Source organism: Mesomycoplasma ovipneumoniae SC01 (genome assembly GCF_000218525.1).
In the GTDB taxonomy this organism is placed as follows: Bacteria; Bacillota_I; Bacilli_A; order Mycoplasmatales; family Metamycoplasmataceae; genus Mesomycoplasma; species Mesomycoplasma ovipneumoniae_A.
Genome location: NZ_AFHO01000010.1, coordinates 92,150 through 115,660, shown reverse-complemented (window position 1 = coordinate 115,660; position 23,511 = coordinate 92,150). Strand labels below are relative to the sequence as shown.

Genomic DNA, 23,511 nt, shown 5'->3' with positions numbered 1-23,511 from the left:
CTAATTTAATTCTGGTCACGCAATTATTTTTACCTTATTTTGTGTTCGCTTGAACTTACAATCAAGCAAAATGCGAGCACTTTCGCTTGCATAACACACTTAAATTTTACAGATTCTCTATTTTACAGTTTGTTAGCATATTTTTATAGATTTAGAAGATTAAAATCCATTTTTCTTTCTGTCAGATATAGATCATAAGCCATTACTGCAGGAATAAATCTTACTTGAACATTCTGTAGGCCAATATTTTCCATCATTTCAAGTTTTACTTCACCTTTATTTTCTATAGAATCATTTTCTGAAGGTAGAAGAAAACAATTCTTAACTGCTGAAAACTCATGATCATTTATAAATTTTTGATAAGCTAATTGATATAAATATTGTTTTGTAATTGATTCTATTCCTGGCTGTCCACTTGGTGTAATTCCGTATTCCAAATGTGCGTTATAATACTTTGCATCAAATATAATAAATTCATAATTACCATCATTTTGAAAGATGGATACTAAATCTGGTATTAAAGTATTTTTCGCCTCTTTACCTGTAATAGTCCATAAAGGCTTTTCAATTAAATCTATTAATTTTTTCTTTTTATCATAACCATCTTTTAAAAGCACTGGAAGATTCAAAGCGCCCAAACTATTTTCCAATTGATTGTTCATAATGTGTGCACAAATCTTTTCCCAAACCAAATTAAAACTATTAGTCCCAAGCAAAGATAAGCAATCAAGATCATAAAAGCTGCCTTTTTTGTCTATATAAGAATATATGGTCATTAAAAGCAATTGTTTTCTCGTGTTATACTGTAGACCTAGTTCTTTTTCAATTCTATATAAAATATAATCATCATCGCCAAAATCATCTAATTTCTCATCAGATAAATCTACTTCTGTGATTTCAAATAAATCAAGAAGATTGGCTTCCTTTAACTCTTGGGAAATCTTTGTTAGTATGCATTGATGAAGCCGAGTAAAATAATCAAACTCATTGGTAAGTCTTTTACGAGTGTGTAATTCCATATAATATGGTTTTTCATTTGATAAAATTGCAAATGATTCATTTATAGTTTTATCCCATAGAATTTCTCCTGTCCCATTGAATTCAACAATTTCTTCTGTAGTGTTGTAAATTCCATTTTCATAATAATCATTTAATAAAAACAAGATTACTGCCAAAAGATTAAATGAACTACTTTCATTGCTATCATTAAACATTTTTATAATCTGTTCGGAAGAATTGTATTTTTCAAGAACTTTTATTATTTGTTTTAACTCGTTAGTAGGATTCTTATTGCTTAATAGATACTTTGGATAACACTTAAGCACTCTACCTGCTATAACAATAACTCCAACAAAAGTAAATATATAAAAATATTCATTCTTGCCTACTTCAACACCAGATATCTCTATATCTTCATCTAGTAGTTCATTCATGTTCTTTTGTTTATCAGAAGCTTTTACCGCTTTTAAGACACCATATTCTTTTAATTTTCTAATCAATATAACGACTTCATTTTCATTACATTTCAAAATGCTACAAAGTTCCTTTTGAGTATAACGTATTTGTTCCCTTACAAATCCGGAGATCATGGAGATCATAGAAAAAGCCCCCTAATTATCTAAGTTGTCATTTTTAGGTTCAACATCTTCAATATCGCAATCTGATACAATAGCATGGTTGAATATTCCAACACCTTTTTGTTCAAATTCTTTGCAAATTTGAGAATATCTTGTGCTATCATTAGAGCACCCTTTAAATAGTTCTGATCGTTTTTGTTTGGCTGCATCCTCAAATAAGTACATAATCACTTTATTTTTAAATGCACTAATAAATTTTTCTCTATTAATTTCATCTCCTTGTTCAGGAATTATAATATCTTTAGAAAGAAAATATGGTCCTAATTGTTTATCTTCGTTTATTTTACAATGAGCAAGGAATTTATTAATAGCTTTTCTCAATTTGTTCCATTCAACTTTTTGTGTCTTATTATCAGAAAGCATAACATATTTTCCATGTAGAGCATGATCATTGTCATCAATTCCTAGATATGCGAAATCCCATCTTCTTTTAAATGCAGTATCCATTGGAAATACACCTTGATCAGCAATGTTCATAGTAGCCCATATAAACATATTATTTGGTATCTTTATAGACTCAAGCTTTGATTCTTCGACTCCTAGTTGTTCTGATAAATATCTTCTCATGTCATTAGTGGTTGCAATTTTATATTCACTTACACCATCGCTATCTCTATCCAATAGTTGAAAAATATCACCAAATACTGCAGCAACATTTGCTCGATTAATTTCTTCTATTAACAATACAAAAGGTCTAGGATTATCGGTCATCGCATTTTTTAAGGCTTTAACAAGAACTCTCATAAATGGACCAGGAACGTATTCGTATGAAATATCTTTTTTTCTAGATTCTGGTTTATATAAGTTTACATATTGTCTAATATCTTTTCCAATATTTCGTCCTACATTATTATCATTGGCAGCAGCATTTTTTAATCTTCTGGTAGTAAAGTCCTCATCTGTGTATAAGCCTAACAATACCGGTAATCTATTGAGTCCGCCAACCTTAAATTTATCAAACAATAAGTCATACTTTTCTTGAGCTGACTTAGTTCTGTCTCATAATACAGAAAGAATATATTTATCAGTAATCTCAAGATTTTCGAAAGAATCATCAACCATTACAGGCTTATATGTGCCAACAAAGTTTGCGTATGAATAGTCTGGATGAAAAGTTACTCTCTCATATTGATCTTCATTATTTTCTCCTAAAAGCTGTTGCAAGTCATTATTTAGAGTATAACTTTTACCAGTACCAGGTGCTCCAAAGATAATACGATTTCTAGGAATTAAACTATTATATGAAGTCAAAAATACATTTTCCATATCTTTTTTGTTTTTTTTATCTTGGCTCTGTTTATCCATTTCTAAAGATATGTCTTCGTTTGAAAGGCCTACCATCATATTATTCATTATATATTCTACAAATTCGTCTTTTGTGAATTTTCTATTTCCTAATATGTATTCTTTCTTCTTTTTATCATATAAAATATTCATATAATATCTCCAATTACAATTTTTGCATTGCATTTTCGACAATATTCTTTCAACAAACAGAATACAGTCCAATGTTAGCCATAAAATTACCTAATGAATCTATTTTTATTCTTAATTGATCATTTTTGGCGTGGTTTTCGGGAGTGTTCATAATTTTGTGTTTTAAATTTTATGGATTTTCTCAGATAGAAATCTAATCTAATTTTACATTATTTAAGCGATTAGGGAAAATAATTTCTAACTGTTTTTTAATTTTGTCTCAATTTTTTCTGTTAAATTAAAATTTTTAGAAAATATTTTGGCTTTTTTGGTATAATATATTTTTAATAAGAATAAATTTTGAATCAAAGGTGTAATTATGACAATTAAAGATCGAATAAAAAATAGTAAATGAGCAAACTTCATTCCTTTTAAATTGAAAAGGACACTAGTATTTGATAGTCTTGGTCAAAGAATCAATTCAACACCGGTAATTATTTTTCATGATAGAGAAGACAATTATTACTATTATATTAAAGCGCGTGATGCTCGTTTAACTGATTGAATGCTAAAAAAACGTATAGATGGTGAAGTTTTGATTTCAAAATCAAACAAACCTAATGCGTTATTTACAAATGATTTTTATTTAGACTGTTCGCAAATTTTTTACATCCACGGTAGTCAACTTGAGGAACTAACCAAAAAATACCCAGAGACAGAAATACTTGATTCAAAAGAACTACAATTTGATCAAGTAAAAAAAATATTTGACTACATTTATCAATGCCTGAAATTATACAAGCAACCTTTTATTGTAATTTCCAAAGTCTCTTATGATTCAAAAACCAGAAAAACTAAGTCTGAAGTTGAATATGCTAGTGATTGGCATTTAGAACATGACTATGACCGAGCAAGAAAGCAAACTAAAAAACCCCAAAAAATTAAAGAATTCGAAGAACTAAAAGATAAATTAAAAAAAGATAAAGATATTGTTGAATTAAAAAATCTTGAAATCGCCTTAAGCAAAGCTCGAAAAAAATATAACCAAGAAAAAATATATAATCCTTTGTTTGATTGAATTAATAAAAATAAATTTATACAACAAGGATTAAATTCATTAGAAATTATTCGGGAATATAGAAAACTTCCAAATCCAATAGTTCCTACTAATGTAGATGCTATAATTATTTATAATTCGCTGTTAGAAAACCGTGATTTAGCTTATCAATTAATAGATACTGATTATAAATTTATGCTTGATTGATTTAAAAAAAATGATTTGGATATAAGTATGGAATCATTTAGGCAATTTCGTGAATCAATGCAACAAGCATATGGTCTAACTGAAGTTTTTTATTATCATAAATTAGAGGATAAACTTGATAAAGAAATATCCAAACTAGTACAAAAACAAACCCAAAATCAAAAGCCATATAGAGATGAATTAACTTATCGAAAAAGATCACTAGTTGAAAGATTAAAAAAAGAAAAAGAAAGATTAAAAAAAGAACAACAAGAAGAATCTAAAAAAGATGTTCCAACATTCAAAATGAAAATGTAAAAAACAGAAAAATAAGGAACTTAGACACTTAATTGGTGGGATTTTTCACTAGTTTTTTGATCTAGCTTTGGAATTTATATTAAAAAAGCTAAGCAAACAAACAATATAAAAGCATTTATTCACTAATCCTGAGTTCTCCAACTCGATGGCAAAAATTCACTTTTTAGTCAATGTAAATATGCAAAAATACCCGGATTTACGGATATTTTTGAGACTAAAATCTTAATTTTATTATTTTAAATTAACCTTTTGTAAAAAAAAAAAAAAAAAATGTTTGGTCTAGAAAAAATTATGTTATAATAACCCTCACTAAGAATGAATTAATAAATTTTGTATTGAATTAAGGGGGGGATTACTTATGTTCTTTGGCTAAAAAATCAAAAAATGCGAATTTTCCGTCATATTTTTAAATATGATGCAATGCCTTAAATTTAACCGTTTAGAAATCTTCAAATTTAGGGCTTTTGTTTATTGTTCTTTCAAAACTTCATATATTTTTTTAAACTCAACCTAAATAAAAACGAGTTTTCTATTTAGGTTGAGTTTAAATAGCAGTTGTATTTTTTTATGTTTTTGTCGTTGTTTTGAACTAAAAAAGTAGTTTAAAAATTTCATAATTTTGCTTTTAAGTTAAAATTTTAGCTTTTTTAGTTTGTTTTATTTGATTAATAAGTAGATTTTGCATTCATGAGTGTTAAAAAAGTCCCCAAAAATAAACCAGGACAAAAAAATTAACAGTTTAATATTATTTTAACATCATAGCATATTGCTGTGGTGTTTTTCAATTTAAAATCGATTGAATTCTATAGTTGTTGTATTAAAATATATAATTTGCAATTATTTTTTTCAAATCTTCTAAAGTTATTTTACTGTAGTCTAACTCGTTTAAGCATTCACTTTTTATAATTGAAAATCATAAACTCGGACAAAAAGCCAACACCTTAGTGTTAATTTTTTTTGTCCTGGTTTAAAACCTGACAATTTTTTAGATTATCTCATCAAGCTGGGAAACTCAGAACTAATTTATTAAAAATATTTTAATTTGCATTGAAAATTTAGAATAAATCAGTCTTACTTTAATATTTCTAATTATTCATCAAATATTGAGTTGCGGTACTCATTAGTTTGCTTATTCATTTGAACATGAATTTCAACTCTTATTATATTTATTCGATCAAAATTATCAATAAAAACTGTTTTTAAGTCGTCAAAAGATTTTATTTCGTACTTTTTATTATTAAAATTAAAACTAAATGGCTTTAGTTTATTGAGTTTATCTTTTCTTTGTTTATACATATCTTTTTTAAAATCACTAAAAGATTTGTATTTATCACCGAAAATCATTTTTAAAACATGAGTATCACTACCTTTAAAAACACCTTCTGGCACATTAGTTTCTTTATTTGATTTGGCAGAAATATAAGGAATCATTCCGCCATAATAACCTTTTTCGGCAAGAAGTTCAAATGCAACCCTTCTAAAATTGAGTCCACCTGAGACTCCTTCTGTATTTTCAAGTATCCCAAAATATGGTCTAAAGAAATTTACTGTATAGTAATCATTATGTCCAAATGATCTGACTGAGTCTCCTGAAACATTCGCGCCAACAATATTTTTGTCAACTAAGTCATCAATTGAATTTATTGAATTAAATTCAGAACTTTCAACTCTAGATAAAATATCTTTTTTTGTAAAACCGCCACTTCCGAGTTGGATTTTTCTATAATCACTAGTGTCTGATGGCTTTTTTGCAATTATTGCCTCAGCTTCTGCTAAATCTAAAAGATAAATTATGTCAAAAAGATTTTTATAGTATTTTTCCAAATCAGCTAAATTACTAAATCTTTCTGGACTTGAATTACGGACTAGTTGCTGACCACCTCTGTATTTTTCAATAAAATTAAAGGCTAAATCTCCACCTTCGTCACTGTAAGGTGCCTGAAACATTCCTCGTGCAAAAGATTCAGCCCGATGACCAAATCGTTTTCCATATCCGTCAAGCAAAATATCATTATCAAAAGCATGAGTACTTTCATGTGAAAATATCGATTTTGCGTATTTTGTTAATATTTTTGTGCCATCAAAATACATAAGTTTTTTATTTCCACTCGGAACAAAAGCAGCATAATTCTTATTTCCTAATGATAATCAATGACCAACAGGCAAAGAATAAGCTTTAACGCCAGGTTCATTTTTTGGACCAAAAGTATCATAAACATCAACTATATGATTTTGCATAGTTTTTTTTGATTTTTCATTTAAAATTCGGTATAAAACATCATAGTAACCTTGAGCCGCCTCAGCAAATTCTCTGATTTGTGGTTTTAATGATTCGCTTGAAGAAAAATATTTGGAAAATAATCCCGAAATATTGCTATTTGTTGTAAAAATAAATCAAAGAGTATTTGGGTCTTTTACAGTCAAAAGTGGCAAAAGTTTATTAGCTTGTTCTTCTTGTTTGAATCTTTCGATCATTGTCTTATTTACTAATGTATCGGATTTACTTTCGACTTTTATAATATAAGCTTTTGTCAGTGAATCAAAATATTTGTCGATAGTTTGGTCTTCTTGCTTAAATAAATTATAATTATATTCAATAAAATCACCAACTGAATTTGGTTTTAAATATTTTGTAAAAACATCGCGATAACCATTTGCAGTTTTGTCAGCTTTTAGATTAATAAAGTCCAATTTTCCAATGTCTTTTAACAATGATAGGCTATCATTTGATTTTCCATAAATTCCTAGAGAGTACAATAATTTATCTTTAAAATCCCAAATTGAGTATCAACGGTACAAATAATTTAAACCAATATAGATAGAATTTTTTTCTTTTTCTAATTCTTTTTTATAAAATTCAGTAAATTTAGAGTCATTTAAATCAAAAATATCAATATTATTTGAAACTGAATTAATTATATTTTCCAAGTCATTTTTAACTTCAGTCTCATGTTGGTCAATAAAAAGTTGTTCTTTTATTGGACTATTGTCAACAAAATTATTTTGTGTATCAAAAATTGAATTATCAGATAAATTAATATTTTTTAAAAGACTTATTAAACCAGAAACTAATTCAGTTTTTTTATCAGATATTAAAGTATTTGGATGAACAATAAATTCAGAACCATTATTTCCAAAAGAAAAGTCAACGATTCCGCTATTATTTTCGTTGAAACTGTTTATATTGAATTCATCTTTTTGGCCATCGCCAAAGTAAATCTTTAGTTTGTTGACTTTTGATTTTTCGCTAGCAAGATTTTTTATTAAATTTTGATTTTCATAAAATTCAAATCCAAGTAAATTTTTTCTGTAAAGGTTAGAATTTTTACCCACTTTATGCGCATAATTCATAATTGTATAACGATCATAAAACGGCAAAAGTTTTGCAAAATTTGAATAAGCAATGCTAAAATCAGACTGATATCCTTTTAAATAGGAAAAATTTAAAGTTTTTAGCTTAATATTTTCATTATTTAAATTTTTCCATTTTTTTGCAGCCTCATTAAAAGTATTTTCATCAATTATATTGAGTCAAGGAAAACTTTCATTAACAGAATTATTAACAAAGTTTATATTTTTAAACAATTTTTCATAGTCAAAAAAATTTGATTCATAAAAGTTACCAAAAATTGGCTTTGCGTTGAAAAAATTTATCTTTGCATAAATATTTTCAACACTTCCAGTATCAGGGTGATCCTTGGTTCCATTTGTGGAAACCAAACCGATTAGTCCGCCAGAATTAGCAAATTCATCAGGACCATTATTTAAAACATTTCCTTCAATAACAATGTTTTTTAAGGATGAATTTTGGCCTAATTCGCCAACAATCCCGCCAAGTTTATCGGAATTTATTAATTTAGAGGTGATGTTTATATTTGCATAAGAATTCTCAATTGAACTTCCTCTTATTACTATTCCACTAAGTCCACCGGCAGATTGGGAAGAATAAACATTTCCATGAAAACTTGAGTTTTTGATAACTGAATTATTGTCCATTGCACCGATAATTCCGCCTACCATTTTTGGACCTATAACATCGCCAAAAAGATGGACGTTATTAACTGTTGAACCCGATGAAAAGTTTGCAATGGCGCCAATTTCGTTTTGAGAATTATTTAATGACTTAATTTTGAGATTTTTAAAATTAATATTTTGTATTATGGCATTATTTAAATTGTCAAAAAGCGGCTTTTTTAAATCGTAAATAGTAAAATTTTTGCCTTCTAGACTTTCTAAACTTCCAGAAAAATAAACATTTTCTAAATATGACTTGGAATTGAAGCCTATTTCTGTATTTTCTGCAGAAATATCATTTGCTAATTTAAAATTTCCAGATGGATTTGCGCGAATTTCACTAATTAATTGTTCAAATGAGGTGATTAAACCTGTTGCACTTTTAGTTTTAGGTACATAAATGTCAAAAGTAGAACTAACTGTTCCATTATTTAAAATATTTATGAAATTTTGGCTAAATTCACCAGCAAATTTATAATAATTGCCTTCATCTTCAACAGCTTTTACATTCAATCACACATTTTTTAGCAAATCTTCTAAATCTAATTTGATTTTATAGTTTTTTAAATCAGAATCTAAATTATCGACCGAAAGTAGCTTTATATATTTGCCTCGATTGTTAAAATGATATAAATTTGCAGAATTTATATTTTTAAATTCAATTTTTGATCCATTTATTTTTGAAGAAACATTATCAATTTCGGCTTGCTTGTTTACTAAAAAGGTTTTGTCTTCGAAAATAGAAGAAACATTAATAATTTGTTCTGTGCTTTCTTGATTTGGATTATTTTCTTGCTTTGGGATAACTTGTTCTTGGTTATCAGTTTCATTTTTAGCTTCATTTTTAGAATTTTGGGTCTTAGAAGCATCATTCTCAGCTTCATTTTTAGAATCTTTACTCTTAGAAGTATCAATCTTAGCTTCACTTTTAGAAGCATCATTTTTAGATTCTTCGTTCTTAGAAGTAGTAGGTTTTTTATCCACTTCACTTTTACAAGCTGTGATAATAAATATTGGTGATAATGATAGGAAAACTAAACTAGAACTAACTTTCTTTAGTAAAAGAAATTTTTTCATAATTTCCCCCACAAAAATTTAAATAATTATACATAATTGTAGCATAGATATTTGAGAATTAGAAATCTAATAAAATTTGTGACTATGTTGATTTTTATTGTTTTAACTCTAAAGAAAAAATAAAAAACTAGTTGTTTTAATTTTTTCTACTAATTTACTGTGAAACTCGGGACTAATTTATTAAAAATATTTTAATTTGCATTGCAAATTTAAAATAAATCAGTCTTACTTTAATATTTCTAATTAGTCGTTAAATATTGATTGTCGATACTCGTCGGTTTGTTTATTCATGGCAACATGAATTCTAACTCTTATTGTGTTTAAATCAGAATTATTTATAAAAACTTTTTTTAAATCATCAAAAGAATTTATTTCGTATTTTTGACTATTAAAATCAAAAGTAAATGGTTTTAATTTATTGAGTTTATCGTTTCTTTGTTTATACATATCTTTTTTAAAATCACTAAAAGATTTGTATTTATCACCAAAAATCATTTTTAAAACGTGAGTATCACTACCTTTAACAACACCTTCTAGCACATTAGTTTCCTTATTTGATTTGGCAGAAATATAAGGAATCATTCCGCCATAATAACCTTTTTCGGCAAGAAGTTCAAATGCAACCCTTCTAAAATTGAGTCCACCAGAGACTCCTTGTGTATTTTCAAGTATTCCAAAATAAGGATTAAAGAAATTTACAGTATAATAATTATTATGTCCAAATGATGTAGTTGAGTCTCCTGAAACATTTGAACCAACAATATTTTTATCAACTAAATCATTAATTGAATTTACAGAATCAAAATCGGAATTTTGAGCTCTAGATAAAATATCTCTTTTTGTAAAATCGCCATTTTCAAGTCTAAGCTTTTTGTAATTATTAATATTGGATTTTTTTGAAATTATTGCTTCAGCTTCTGCTAAATCTAAAACATAAATTAGGTCAAAAAAATTTTTATAGTATTTTTCAAGATCAGCTAAATTAGCGAATCTTTCTGGACTAGAGTTGCGGACAACTTGATCACCAGTGTATTTGTAAATAAAATTAAATGCTAAATCTCCATTAGAACCAACCTTAGGCGCTTGAAACATCCCTCTTGCAAAAGATTCAGCCCTATGTCCAAATCTTTTTCCATATCCATCTAGCAAAATATCATTATCAAAAGTATGAGTACTTTCATGCGAAAATACAGACTTAGCTTCATTTGTTAATAATTTTGTATTATCAAAATAAATAATTTTTTTATTTCCTTCAGGAACATAAGCAGAATAGCGTTTTCCTAGGCGTCCTACTCAATGATTAATTGGTAGAGAATAAGCCTTAACGCCGTTATCATTTTTCGAACCAAAACCATCATAAACATCAACTATGTGATTTTGCATAGTTTTTTTTGATTTTTCATTTAAAATTCGGTATAAAACATCGTAGTAGCCTTGGGCTGCTTCGGCAAATTCTTTAATTTGTGTTTTTAGTGATTCGCTTGAAGAACTATACTGTGAAAATAATCCTGAAATATTACTATTTGTTGTAAAAATAAATCAAAGAGTATTTTCGTCTTTTACAGTCAAAAGTGGTAAAAGCTTATTAGCTTGTTCTTCTTGTTTAAATCTTTCGACCATTGGTTTATTTGCTGATTTATCGGATTTACTTTCAACTTTTGTAATATATGCTTTTGTCAGTGATTCAAAATATTTATCGATAGTTTGGCCTTGTTCTTTAAATAAATTATAATTATATTCAATAAAATCGCCAACTGAATTTGGTTTTAAATATTTTGCAAAAACATCACGATAACCATTTGCAGTTTTATCTGCTTTTAGATTAATAAAGTCCAATTTTCCAATGTCTTTTAACAATGATAGACTATCGCTTGATTTTCCGTAAATTCCTAATGAATACAATAATTTATCTTTAAAATCCGACATTGAGTATCAACGGTACAAATAATTTAGGCCAATATAGATAGAATTTTTTTCTTTTTCTAAATCTTTTTTATAAAATTCAGTAAATTTAGTGTCATTTAGATCAAAAATATCAATATTATTTGAAACTGAATTAATTATATTTTCCAAATCATTTTTAACTTCAGTCTCATGTGTGTCAATAAAAAGTTGTTCTTTTATCGGACTGCTATCAACAAAATTATTTTGTGTATCAAAAATTGAATTATCAGATAAATTAATATTTTTTAAAAGACTTATCAATCCAGAAACTAATTCAGTTTTTTTATCAGATATTAAAATATTTGGATGAACAATAAATTTAGAACCATTACTCTCAAAAGAAAAGTCAATGATTCCGTCAGTGTTTTGCTTAAAACTGTCTATTTTGAATTCTTCTTTTTGGTCATCGCCAAAGTAAATTATTAGTTTGTTTACCTTTGATTTTTCGCGAGCAAGATTTTTTATTAAATTTTGATTGTCATAAAATTCAAATCCAAGTAATTTTTTTCTGTAAAGGTTAGAATTTTTATCCACTTTATGTGCATAATTCATAATTGTATAACGATCATAAAACGGCAAAAGTTTTGCAAAATTGGAATAAGCAATGCTAAAATCAGACTGATATCCTTTTAAATAGGAGAAATTTAAAGTTTTTAGCTTAATATTTTGGTTACTTAAATCTTCCCATTTTTTTGCAGTTTCATTAAAAGTATTTTCATTAATTATATTGAGTCAAGGAAAATTTTCAACACCAGAATTATTAACAAAATTTATATTTTTAAACAATTTTTCATAGTCAAAAAAACTTGATTTATAAAAGTTACCAAAAATTGGTTTTGCATTGAAAAAATTTATATTTGCATAAATATTTTCAACACTTCCAGTATCAGGATTATCCTGAGTTCCGTTTGTGGAAACTGAACCGATTAATCCACCAGACTCAGGAAATTCATCACGGCCATTATTTAAAACATTTCCTTTAATTACAATGTTTTTTAAGGATGAATTTTGTCCTAGATCACCAACAATCCCGCCAAGTTTATCAGAATTTATTAATTTAGATGTGACATTTATATTTGCATAAGAATTCTCAATCGAACTTCCTCTTGTTACTACTCCGCTAAGTCCGCCGGCAGATTGGGAAGAATAAACATTTCCATGAAAACTTGAGTTTTTAATAACAGAATTATTATCCATTGCACCGATAATTCCGCCTACCATTTTTAGGCCTATAACATCGCCAAAAAGATGAACATTATTAACCGTTGAACCCGATGAAACGTTTGCAATGGCACCAATTTCGCTTTGTGAATTATTTAATGACTTAATTTTGAGATTTTTAAAATTAATATTTTGTATTATGGCGTTATTTAAATTGTCAAAAAGTGGCTTTTTTAAATCGTAAATAGTAAAATTTTTGCCTTCAAGACTTTCTAAACTTCCAGAAAAATAAACATTTTCTAAATAGGATTTAGAATGACTACCTATTTCTGTATTTTCTGCAGAAATATCATTTGCTAATTTAAATTTTCCAGAGGGATTTGCACGAATTTCACTAATTAATTGTTCAAAAGTCGTGATTAAACCTGCTACATTTTTAGTTTTAGGTAAATAAATGTCAAAAGTAGAACTAACTGTTCCATTATTTAAAATATTTATGAAATTTTCATTAAATTCACCAGCAAATTTATAATAATTGCCTTCATCTTCAACAGATTTTACATTCAATCACACATTTTTTAGCAAATCTTCTGAATCTAATTTGATTTTATAGTTTTTTAAATCAGAATCTAAATTACTAACTGAAAGTAGCTTTACATACTTGCCTTGATTATTAAAATGATATAAATTTGCAGAATTTATATTTTTAAATTCGATTTTTGACCCATTTATTTTTGAAGAAACATTATCAACTTCAGCTTGTTTGTTTACTAAAAAGGTTTTATCCTCAAAAACAGAAGAGACATTAATAATTTGTCCTGTGCCTTCTTGATTTGAATTATTTTCTTGGTTTGGAAAAACTTGTTCTTGATTATCTACATCATTTTTAGTATCATGATTCTTAGGAGCTTCATTTTTAGGATCTTTTTTAGCTTCATCATTCTTAGAAGCATCATTTTTAAAACCTTCATTTTTAGAATCTTCATTATTAGAAGTAGTAGGTTTTTTATCAACTTCGCTTTTACAAGCTGTGATAATAAATATTGGTGATAATGACAGGAAAACTAAACCAACAGTAGCTTTCTTTAGTAAAAGAAATTTTTTCATAATTTTCCCCCCAAAAAAATTTAAATAATTATAATAATTGTACCATAGATACATAAGAATTACACAAATTGAAAAGTTAAAAAATCCTTTTTTTACTAGCTATTTTAGTATTATAAGCCCTTTATTTTTGGCTGCAATTTGTATTATTTTAATTTGTCACACCTTTTTTGAAAGTGCCAAAAATTAATATACTAATTTCAATATTATTTCCTGTTTTTTGTAGAAAACAAATGATTTTTTAATTTTTTTTGGTTAGAATGAAAAAAATTTTAAAAATGCTAACAAAAAAAAAAAAAAGTAAAATTTAATTAACTACAAAAATCGTGAATGGGGTTTAATGTTGGAATACTCACAAAGCATTAGCGCACTTAACATTTTTAAAGTGATTAAAATTTTAACAAAACTGCAAAATAACGGCTTAAAATATGGCCATATTGATTTTGTTGATCAAATTTATGCTCCAAATTTTGGACTAAACTACCAAATTGCAAGTTATTTAATAAAATTATTCCCTAATATTGAATTTGATGCACATTTAATGTGCAAAAATTCACTTGAAAAAGTTGAAAAATTAGTTCAAATAGGTTTTAAAACAATTTTTTTACCCGCTGAACAAGTTTCAAAAACTGATTTTGAAAGACTAAATCAGTTTTACTCGAATATAAATTTTGGTTTAATGATTCAAGCTGACCAAAAAATTGAAGACTTTAGCCAAATAATTTCATGTTCAAACGTCATTTTATTAATGACAATAAATAAAATTGGCGGAGTTGGCGAGCCTTTAAATCAACGACTTCTTTCAAAAATAGCCGAAATTCGCTCAATAAATAAAAAAATTAAAATTTACACTGATGGTGGATTGCGCAAGGAAAATTGAATTGAGTTTGAAAAATGGAAAGTTGATGTTGCAATAGGTGGCAGCATAATTTTTTCATATCCAAATTTTTCTGAATTCTCTAGACTTTGAGGAAACCAAAAAAATGCCCTTAATTAATATTGTTTTGTATTCGACCGTTGGGTTGCTGTTTCTCATTTTGACTTTTTTCATTTTCAAAAGATTATTTGAAAAAACCCCAGAAAAAATATCTCAACAAAAACTAATTTCGGTAGAAAAATTCACAATTGATGCTCTTGAAATTATAAATGCCTCTGCAGATGTAAAAGTTATGACAAATTTACTCTTAAAAAATCGTTTTTCAAAACTAAATTATTCAGTTTTGCCTGGTCTTATTGTCAATGAATCAAACCTCTTTTTCGTTTCTAATATTATCAATTATCAAGTAGGTATTGATAAAATAATAATTGATGAAAACATTAGTTTTTTGAAAAAAGGTAAGATTTTAAAGCAAAATTACTTTTCCAAAAGCCAATTTGAGTCACTTTTTAAATTATTAGATAAGAAATTTTCTAATTCAAAAATTGTCATTTTAGTTGATGATCGGATTGATTTTAGTCAAATTGACAACAAAACTAGATTTGAAATTTGAAGCCAAGGCGAGATTATAAAAAAACTAAGACAAAATAGTCAAAAAATTTATGTTCCCAAAAAAATAATTGATTATTTTAGCTCAATTAACCACTTTAACAAGGAGAAAAATGCTTAAAAATCTGTTTTGATACATTTTAGCTGTTTGAATTATCTTTTTCCTTGTTCAACTTTTTATCTTTTTTATCTATAGAGTCAATCTAAAAATTAAATATTCTAAGCTAAAAATTCCAATTAAACTCGATCTTGAAACGATAAAACAAGACTTTATTAATAAATATCAGCAAAAATTCATAATTTTACTAATTAAAGATTTTTTCTTAAAACCTATTTGAATCAGCCAAAAAATAATCAAAATTCCTAATTTTTATTTAGAAAATAACATTTATGGCGTAGTTAATTTGCTTTATTTTTATAATTTTTATCTCCTAAAGACCAAAAAATCATTGCAAATTGATATGTTTCTTTTTTCCAGTTTTCTTATAAGTTTTCATTTGAGTTTTTTATTTGCATTTTTAAGCTATTTAATTGTTAGTTTGTGTTTTTTGATTTTAACTGTTTTTGTGGTATTTTTGGATTTTTTTCTAAATCAAAAAATTTACTCACAATCATATAAAGAATCAAAGCAAATTTTACTGACAAAATTAGAAAAGGACGAATTTAAACTGGCTAATTCATATTTTAAATATAAAAAACTGGCATTTTTGAAGAAGTATTTTTTGTTTTATCCGTTTTTATTACAGAATTTTATCAGCAAATTTAACGCATTGGGGAAATAAATGAGAAAAAAAGAACTAAAAAAACAACTTGTTGAATTATATGACTTTGAAATGTCTGAGCTTGAAAATAAAAGCGAAATTGAACTAGAAAAATTACTTCAAAAGTCCAAAAATGAAGCAATTATTTTAAAAAACAATCCAAATAAATTTTTTTACATCAAATCAATGCCAAAACCAAAAGAAATTCAAACAAAAACAACAACAAAAGCAGGGTGAATCGTCTTTTTTGCCTTTATTGGCGTTCTTTTACTTGCATTTATATTGTTTATGACACTCGCTTTTATTAATACCGGAGGAAATAATGGAACTTTTTAATGAAAAAATGACTAAATTTTGCAAAATTCAAAACTGAAAGCAGTCAGTTCATGAGGGCGTAAGGATCTTAGTTGAAAATAAAAAAGCAACTTTTGATCTTGAAAAAGCAATCATGGAACAAACAGCAAAATACGGTGCCTATTATGTACTTGAAGAAGGTGTGGCACTTTTGCATGCGCCTGTTGGCGATTATTGTCTAGAAGTTGGAACTTCAATTTTAGTCTTAAATGAAATGATCACTTTTAATAACCAAAAAGATAAAAAAGCAAAAATTATTATCACTTTGTCTGCGCCAAATTCTGATGATCATATTGAATTAATTCAAGAATTTGGGCTCTTTTTTGGTAATTCAGATTTCAAAAAAGAAATTTATGCTTCTAGAACAATTAAAGAATTTTATCAAATTATTAATAAATACCGAGGTATAAAAAATGAACATTAAATGCGTTTGTGGTTCAGGACTAGGTTCATCTTTATTATTAGAGATGAATGTAAAATTTGTGCTTGATAAATTAAATGTCAATTATGATTCAGTTGAACACACTAATATTTCCAGTTTTAATTCGCGTGGCGTTGATTTAGTAGTTATTGGCGCTGATGTTGCCCCAAGTCTTGATTTTGATAAAGAAAAAATGGTAATTTTAACGAACATTTTATCAAAAGAAGAACTTGAATCCAAACTAAAAATAGCTTTAAAACTAAACTAATACGAAAGGATAACTGATGAATTTCGGTCTTTGACTTTTAGGTTTTCTAAAGGATTTTGTCGGCACACCAGCTCTGCTAGTTGGACTTTTTACGCTAATTGGCGCTGTTGCAATGCGCAAAAAAGTCTCACAAATTATTGTTAGTTCTTTTAAAGTAAGTGTTGGTTTTATTATTTTAGGTGGCGGTGCTGGTGTTTTAGTTAGCTCGCTAAATTCATTCCAACCACTTTTCCAAAGAGTTTATAATCTAAGCGGTGTTATTCCAAATAATGACGCTTTTGCAGGCGCGCTAGCCCAGAGTTTGCCAAGTATTGCAACTTTAGGATCGCTAATTATGGTTATTGCGATGATTTTAAATATTATTCTGGCAACTTTTTCAAGACTAAAATATGTCTATCTTTCCGGCCATGTTCTTTATTATTCTTCTTTAATGCTGGCCGCTGTTATGTACACTTCTGGCTTTGATTTTCAAAATAGTTCAGCAGATTTTGCAATGGCCCTAATTGCCGGAGCAAGTATTTTAGCCCTTTATATGGTAATCTCACCTGCAGCTCAACAAAGATATATGCGCCAAATTACCGGAACAAACGAAATTGCCCTAGGCCACACCGGCGGATTTGGTTATGCCCTTTCAGGTCTAATTGGCGAGTCAATTGCAAAAATTTCCAAAAAAACACTGCTTTCAACAGAAGAAATTAAATTTCCCCAATCACTTTATTTTTTTCGAAACACATTAGTTTCAATTTCTCTAACTGTCTTTCTTTTTTACATTTTTGCCTTTTTACCAGCAGGAATTCTTTATGAATTAGGACGGTTTGACACAGTTGCTGATGCTAATGTAATTAGTATTTTATCATCAAGAAACTGAGTTGTAACGATGATAATTTCGGCCTTTACTTTTACTGCCGGAGTTGAAATTATTCTTGCCGGAGTTAGGCTATTTGTTGGCGAATTAGTACCGATGTTTAAAGGTTTTTCGGACAAATTAATTAAAAATGCCAAAGTCGCTGTTGACTGTCCGGTAGTTTTTCCCTATGCGCCAAATGCAATTATTATTGGCTTTATTTCCTCTTTTTTAGCAGGAATAATTGGACTTTTTATTACACTAGGACTTGGCTATGCAGCTCTAATTCCGGCAATAATTCTTCCAGGACTAGTTCCACATTTCTTTTTAGGGGCAACTTCAGGAGTTTTTGGCAACGTAAAAGGCGGAATTTGGGGCGCTATTATCGGACCTTTTGTTGGTGGACTGATTATTACATTTATTCCGGTATTTTTTGCGCTTGGAAATTGAACACCGCTTGAGACAAACTCACTTGGTGATTTAATTACAGCTGGCGGAGCCACAAAACAATCGCTAATTAGTCTAAACTGAGGCGATACAGACTATTTTATTGGCTATATTCCCGGAATTCTTGGGCTAATTCCCAAAGTTGGAAAATATGTAATTCTAGCTTTTAGCATTTTAGTTTATTTGATTTTTATTATCGACGGAGTTATCAAAAAATACCATGGAAAACGAGCAAAAACTGCCTAATTTAAAGCTTTTTTTAGCAACAATGCGCGCAATTGCCCTTGACGGAATTAATAATGCTGGTGGCGGTCATATTGGTATGGCTCTTGGGGCAAGTGAAATTTTTTATAGCCTAATTGGTCAAAATTTAAATTTTAGCCCGCTAAATCCAAAGTGAATTAATCGCGATCGCTTTGTTTTATCAGCCGGCCATGGTTCAATGGGTCTCTATTCTCTGTATCATTTAATGGGTCTAATCTCCCTTGAAGATATTAAAAATCATAAACAACTTGAGTCAAAAACACCGTCTCACCCCGAGATTGACAAATTAGAATATATCGATGCCTCAACTGGACCGCTAGGCCAAGGAGTCGCAATGGCTGTCGGAATGGCACTAGCCGAAAAAACACTAGGCCAAAAATTTAATCAAGATGATTTAAAAATTATTGACCATTTTACTTATGTCTTATGTGGCGATGGCGATTTTCAAGAAGGTGTTAGCTTAGAAGCCCTAGCTTTTGCCGGCACAAATAAACTGTCAAAATTAATACTTATCCACGATTTTAATAACATTCAAATCGATACAAGCGCTAGTTTTGTTAATAATCTTGATTTTGCTAATTTTTTTAAATCAATCGGCTTTGATGCAATTATTTTAAAAGATAATCAAGTTGAAAATATCAATTTAGCCCTTGAAAAAGCAAGAAAATCTGACAGACCTGTTTATATTCAAGTTCCAACTATTATTGCCTTTGGAACAGAATTTGCCAATTCAAGCAAAGGGCATCATGGATCAGTCAGTGCTCAAAAAACCTATGAATTTAAGGCTAATTTGGGACTGGAAAAATTAGAACCTTTTGACTACGAGCAAAAAGCCTATGAAATAGGGGCTAATTTATTAGTGCCAAAAAATCAAAAATACTTAGAGTGAGAAAAAAATTTTACTATTTACAAACAAAAATATCCACTTCTTGGACAAAGATTTGAAAACTTCCTTAAAAACAAAGAACTTTTTAATTTAGAAGGACTGACTTTTGTTAAAATAAACCAGGCAATCCGGGATTATGTTGAACAAATTATCCAAAAAATTGGCAAAAGTGACTTGCTTGTTTTAGGCGGATCTGCTGATCTTGGGGTTGCAACTAAAACTAAATTTAGTGGCCAAAAACTAATTGACTACGGAATTCGTGAGTTTGCAATGGTGGCAATTAACAACGGAATTTCCCTTTATGCTAATTTTTATACAATTTGTTCGACTTTTTTAGTTTTTAGCGACTATGCAAAAGCAGCACTGCGGCTTGCGGGCTTAATGAATCTTTGCCCAATTTACATTTTTTCGCATGACTCATATCAAGTCGGCGGCGATGGGCCGACCCACCAGCCTGTTGAGCAACTAGCAATGCTAAGATCAATTCCAAATTTTTTAGTAATTCGGCCTTGTGATGAATTTGAAACAATTTTTGCCTTTAATTATGCGCTAAATTCAAAAAAACAACCAACTGCAATTATCTCAACAAGACAACCCTTAGAATCTTGCAACAAAAATCTTGAAAAAATTGACTCAGCCTACTATATTAAAAAAACTGAATCAGCTAAAATAAATATACTCGCTTCTGGCTCTGAGGTTCAGCTTGCCAAAAAACTAATTGATAAATTAGGGCAAAATCAAATTTTTGCTAATTTAATTTCAGTTCCAATTTTACAAAATTTAGTTGAAAATCCGCTATTAATTAAAAAATTAGAATTAGAAAAGTTGCCTATTTTTGCCCTTGAGGCTTCAAATGATCCTTTATGATTTAAATTAGCAACTGTCCAAAAATTTTCCGGACATTTTGCTAGTGGCTTTGGTGAGTCAGCGCCAGGAGACATTGTTTATGAATTAAAAGGTTTTAATGTTGATTATTTATTTGAAAAAGTTTTAAAATTTTTAGAAAATAAGTAAATTTAAAATCAACATAAAAAACTTGTTTCTTAAAACTCTGAAGTTAAATTAATATTAGAAATTCAGACAGGCCTTAGTTAGCCTGTCTGAATTTTATTCAACGAATTAAAACAAAAAAATACTAAAATTTAAACTAAAATAGTCTTGTTTTGTCTATATTTTATTAGGTTACAAATTGAAACTGTAGCACAAAAATGTCTCCTGGGTTTGCCGGCTTGATGGAGAAATTCACTTTTTAGTGAGTATAAATACGCAAAAATAACTGTAAATCCGTGTTTTTTGACGGTCAAACCTTAATCTTTATTATTTTGAAATTAACCTTTTGTAAAAAAAAAAAAAAAAATGTTTGGTCTAAAAAAAATTTTCTGTTATAATAACTTTCACTAAGAATAAATTAATAAATTTTGATATTGAATTAAGGGGGAATTAATTATGTTTTTTGCATGATAAAATCAGAAAATGCAAATTATCCATTATATTATTAAATATGATGGAATGCCTTAAATTTACCCGTTTAGAAATCTATATAAATTTAGGGCTTTTGGTTATTGTTCTTTCAAAACTTCATATGTTTTTTTAGGCTCAATGCAAATTAAAACGAGTTTTCTTTTTGCGTTGAGTTTAAATAGCAGTTGTATTTTTTTTATGATTTTTCCCAGTTGGTTTTTAAGACTAAACAAGTCTTTTAAGTTTTGTAAAGTTGAACTTAAGTTAATTTCCTTAGTGTAAATTTCAAATTTTTTGACTAATTGGTCAATATTAGTTTTTCGCCACTCATATCACGAATAGGCATAATAAGACCTAAATGCGAATTAGGGAAAGCTTTTTTCCTAAAAATGAAACAAGTGCAGAGTCAACTCCACCAGAAATACCAAAAATCACTCCTTTTTTATTTGCTTTTTTTACTTCTTGGCGAATTCATTCTATAATATAATTTATATAATTATTTATTTGTTCTTTATTTTTCATAATTAGAATAATTTCTTGTATGATTATAGTGCAAAAATAATTTTTTTAGTATAAATTTCATATATAATATACAATTTTTCTAGGAGGATATAGATGGCTTATCAAAACAATACCGCTCAATTATTAAAATCAACTAAATCATGAGCAAATATATTATTAATTATTCGTATAGTTAAATTTGCTTTAGGTGTTATAACAATTATTGTATTTTTTGCTGCAGGTGCTGTTGGTGCAGGTCAGGGCAGCACCGGCCCAGAAGATGCTAAAAAAGCTTTCTCAGCAATTTTAGAAGCAGCTACGTTTGTACTTGTAATGCTTGGTTTTTGGTGTGTATTATCATTTGTTTACTGAATTTTATTAATTATTTCCCCTTTTAAATTAAATGATCTACCAATGCGAATGAACCTAAAAAATGCTCACTTTATTTCAAAGTTTAAGCTAATTTTCGGACTTTCTATTGTTGCAATTTTTATTCCTTTAATTAGTATAATTTATCTTATTATGCTTAGATCATTTATTTCAAAGTCAGGAAAAGAAATTATTGAAGATTCTCTTGATTAATTTTTTGTAACACATAAGACAAAAAATTTTTTTTAAAATTAAAATAAAAAGGGTGAATAAACTAAACCAGCACACTTTTTTAAGATTACATCATCAAACTAGGAAACTCGAAATATTAGAAATTCAGACAGGCTCACCAATGCCTGTCTGAATTTTATTCTAATTAATTAAAACAAAAAAGTACTAAAATTTAAACTAAAATAGTCTTGTTTTGTTTAAATTTTATTAGGTTATAAATTGAAACTATAGGCACAAAAACGTCTAAAATATATAAAATTAGTCGAGTTCGTTTGGAATGTATATTAACAGAATCTGCTAAATAACGGGGTCCAATGTATAAAAGGTAAGTCATAGTCGAAATATTAAAGAAATTAAACAAAATTATACTAACAGCAGTGTTATGAAGAATTTCATTTTTAGTTATAACTAGCCACATTGTTACTGTAAAAACTATAAGAAAAATTAAATGGAATATATTTTTTACAATTGTAAATTGATAAAATTGTCGAATAATTTTATTATTAATTACTTGTGTTTTTGCTTCATTTTGACTTGCTAGTGTATTTTCTCTAATTTTTAATTTTTTAGAAAGTCTTAAAACATTTTTTCAAGCTTTGAAGTAAAAAAATGGCATGAAAAAAACGTAACTAGCTGATTTCCAATAGGTTCTTTCTCTTTTCTTGATTAATCTATATATTTTAAGAGAATAGGAAGCCAAAAGATAAAACGGAATTAAAAGATAAAAAAACCCAATAAAGATTATAATCAAAGCGTCCCTTAATTGTTCAAACATTGTATTATCTGAACCAAAGCGAAGATAATGAATTAACGAAACAATAGCAAATACAATTGAGAAAACCCAAAAAAGAACAATCAAATCCTTAACAAAGTTAATGATTTTTCATTTAAGTATTAATTGCCTTGTGGTTAAATCATTACTAATTGGAGTTTTGTCTTTATATGACTTAGTAATTAATATAATTGAAGTAATTAAAGGAATAAACTTAAAACCAATCAAATATTGCTTAACATCTAGCCCAGATTGCTTAAAGACTTCATCATTACTTAAATTTCGAACAAAAAAGATACGAAAAACCAATGACAAAACAAATAAACCTATAAATATAAGAAGCATTGGATTATTTGGTCTTCCTGGTGTTGCCGAATCCACTCCAGTTGTTAGTTTGCCATCAACACCGCTAATACCATATAAAATAATATTTACAATAAAAATTATTGTTTTAAAAATCGACAATAAAAAAAGTAATATAAATTTTATGGAATTATCATAATTAAATTTTGCGTTCATTTTTAAATTAATT

The 23,511-nt window shown here is 27.9% G+C and carries 16 protein-coding genes and 1 pseudogene; 10 read left to right on the top strand and 7 right to left on the bottom strand.

Annotation, left to right across the window (positions count from 1 at the left end):
- Positions 1-143: 143 nt before the first annotated feature.
- The 3 genes and pseudogenes from MOSC01_RS0102355 to MOSC01_RS05000 form a co-directional block, all read right to left on the bottom strand.
- A complete protein-coding gene (locus MOSC01_RS0102355) occupies positions 144-1,598 on the bottom strand; it encodes an LlaJI family restriction endonuclease (protein WP_010321211.1) in 1,455 nt (484 codons plus the stop codon).
- Between the two features lie 12 nt (positions 1,599-1,610).
- Entirely contained in the window at positions 1,611-3,074 is a 1,464-nt protein-coding gene (locus MOSC01_RS04445; RefSeq protein WP_010321210.1) for a hypothetical protein, read from the bottom strand.
- A gap of 193 nt (positions 3,075-3,267) precedes the next feature.
- Positions 3,268-3,342, bottom strand: a pseudogene (locus MOSC01_RS05000) (transposase); the annotation flags it as partial.
- 90 nt (positions 3,343-3,432) lie between these two features.
- On the opposite strand from MOSC01_RS05000, the gene MOSC01_RS0102345 reads away from it, so the two are divergent.
- Positions 3,433-4,614 (top strand): Mbov_0400 family ICE element protein, encoded by a 1,182-nt coding sequence (locus tag MOSC01_RS0102345; protein WP_010321209.1) that lies wholly within the window; start codon positions 3,433-3,435, stop codon positions 4,612-4,614.
- 1,089 nt (positions 4,615-5,703) lie between these two features.
- Here the strand turns inward: MOSC01_RS0102345 and MOSC01_RS0102340 are convergent.
- Complete coding sequence (locus MOSC01_RS0102340; RefSeq protein WP_010321208.1) at positions 5,704-9,705, bottom strand: ZmpA/ZmpB/ZmpC family metallo-endopeptidase; 4,002 nt, start codon at positions 9,703-9,705, stop codon at positions 5,704-5,706.
- A 243-nt stretch (positions 9,706-9,948) separates the two neighbouring features.
- Positions 9,949-13,917, bottom strand: a complete 3,969-nt coding sequence (locus tag MOSC01_RS0102335) for a ZmpA/ZmpB/ZmpC family metallo-endopeptidase (RefSeq protein WP_010321207.1) — start codon at positions 13,915-13,917, stop codon at positions 9,949-9,951.
- 337 nt (positions 13,918-14,254) lie between these two features.
- Between MOSC01_RS0102335 and MOSC01_RS0102330 the strand changes: the two genes are divergently transcribed.
- Genes MOSC01_RS0102330 through MOSC01_RS0102295 form a run of 8 tightly spaced genes read left to right on the top strand, consistent with a single transcriptional unit; the run spans position 14,255 to position 20,659 of the window.
- Positions 14,255-14,911 carry a ribulose-phosphate 3-epimerase gene (locus MOSC01_RS0102330; protein WP_010321206.1) on the top strand — a complete coding sequence of 219 codons (657 nt, stop codon included), beginning with the start codon at positions 14,255-14,257 and terminating at the stop codon, positions 14,909-14,911.
- The gene (locus MOSC01_RS0102325) at positions 14,898-15,521 is read left to right on the top strand and encodes a hypothetical protein (protein WP_010321205.1); all 624 of its coding nucleotides are present in this window, start codon (positions 14,898-14,900) and stop codon (positions 15,519-15,521) included. The genes MOSC01_RS0102330 and MOSC01_RS0102325 overlap by 14 nt, the downstream gene beginning before the upstream one ends.
- On the top strand, positions 15,514-16,182 hold the full coding sequence (locus tag MOSC01_RS0102320; protein ID WP_010321204.1) for a hypothetical protein: 669 nt from the start codon (positions 15,514-15,516) through the stop codon (positions 16,180-16,182). The genes MOSC01_RS0102325 and MOSC01_RS0102320 overlap by 8 nt, the downstream gene beginning before the upstream one ends.
- Positions 16,183-16,497, top strand: a complete 315-nt coding sequence (locus MOSC01_RS0102315) for a hypothetical protein (protein ID WP_010321203.1) — start codon at positions 16,183-16,185, stop codon at positions 16,495-16,497.
- The gene (locus tag MOSC01_RS0102310) at positions 16,484-16,939 is read left to right on the top strand and encodes a PTS sugar transporter subunit IIA (RefSeq protein WP_010321202.1); all 456 of its coding nucleotides are present in this window, start codon (positions 16,484-16,486) and stop codon (positions 16,937-16,939) included. The genes MOSC01_RS0102315 and MOSC01_RS0102310 overlap by 14 nt, the downstream gene beginning before the upstream one ends.
- A complete protein-coding gene (locus MOSC01_RS0102305) occupies positions 16,929-17,204 on the top strand; it encodes a PTS sugar transporter subunit IIB (RefSeq protein WP_010321201.1) in 276 nt (91 codons plus the stop codon). Before MOSC01_RS0102310 ends, MOSC01_RS0102305 begins: the two co-directional genes overlap by 11 nt.
- 16 nt (positions 17,205-17,220) lie before the next feature.
- Positions 17,221-18,741: a PTS ascorbate transporter subunit IIC gene (locus tag MOSC01_RS0102300; RefSeq protein WP_010321200.1), complete on the top strand. Its 1,521-nt coding sequence runs from the start codon at positions 17,221-17,223 to the stop codon at positions 18,739-18,741.
- Positions 18,716-20,659, top strand: a complete 1,944-nt coding sequence (locus MOSC01_RS0102295; protein ID WP_010321199.1) for a transketolase family protein — start codon at positions 18,716-18,718, stop codon at positions 20,657-20,659. The genes MOSC01_RS0102300 and MOSC01_RS0102295 overlap by 26 nt, the downstream gene beginning before the upstream one ends.
- Before the next feature lie 801 nt (positions 20,660-21,460).
- On the opposite strand, the gene MOSC01_RS04870 is transcribed toward MOSC01_RS0102295, so the two are convergent.
- The gene (locus MOSC01_RS04870; RefSeq protein ID WP_010321198.1) at positions 21,461-21,628 is read right to left on the bottom strand and encodes an NH(3)-dependent NAD+ synthetase; all 168 of its coding nucleotides are present in this window, start codon (positions 21,626-21,628) and stop codon (positions 21,461-21,463) included.
- 93 nt (positions 21,629-21,721) lie between these two features.
- Here MOSC01_RS04870 and MOSC01_RS0102285 point away from each other — a divergent pair, with 93 nt between their 5' ends.
- Positions 21,722-22,189, top strand: a complete 468-nt coding sequence (locus MOSC01_RS0102285; RefSeq protein ID WP_010321197.1) for a hypothetical protein — start codon at positions 21,722-21,724, stop codon at positions 22,187-22,189.
- 190 nt (positions 22,190-22,379) lie between these two features.
- On the opposite strand, the gene MOSC01_RS0102280 is transcribed toward MOSC01_RS0102285, so the two are convergent.
- Positions 22,380-23,498 (bottom strand): hypothetical protein, encoded by a 1,119-nt coding sequence (locus MOSC01_RS0102280; protein WP_010321196.1) that lies wholly within the window; start codon positions 23,496-23,498, stop codon positions 22,380-22,382.
- Positions 23,499-23,511: the final 13 nt, after the last annotated feature.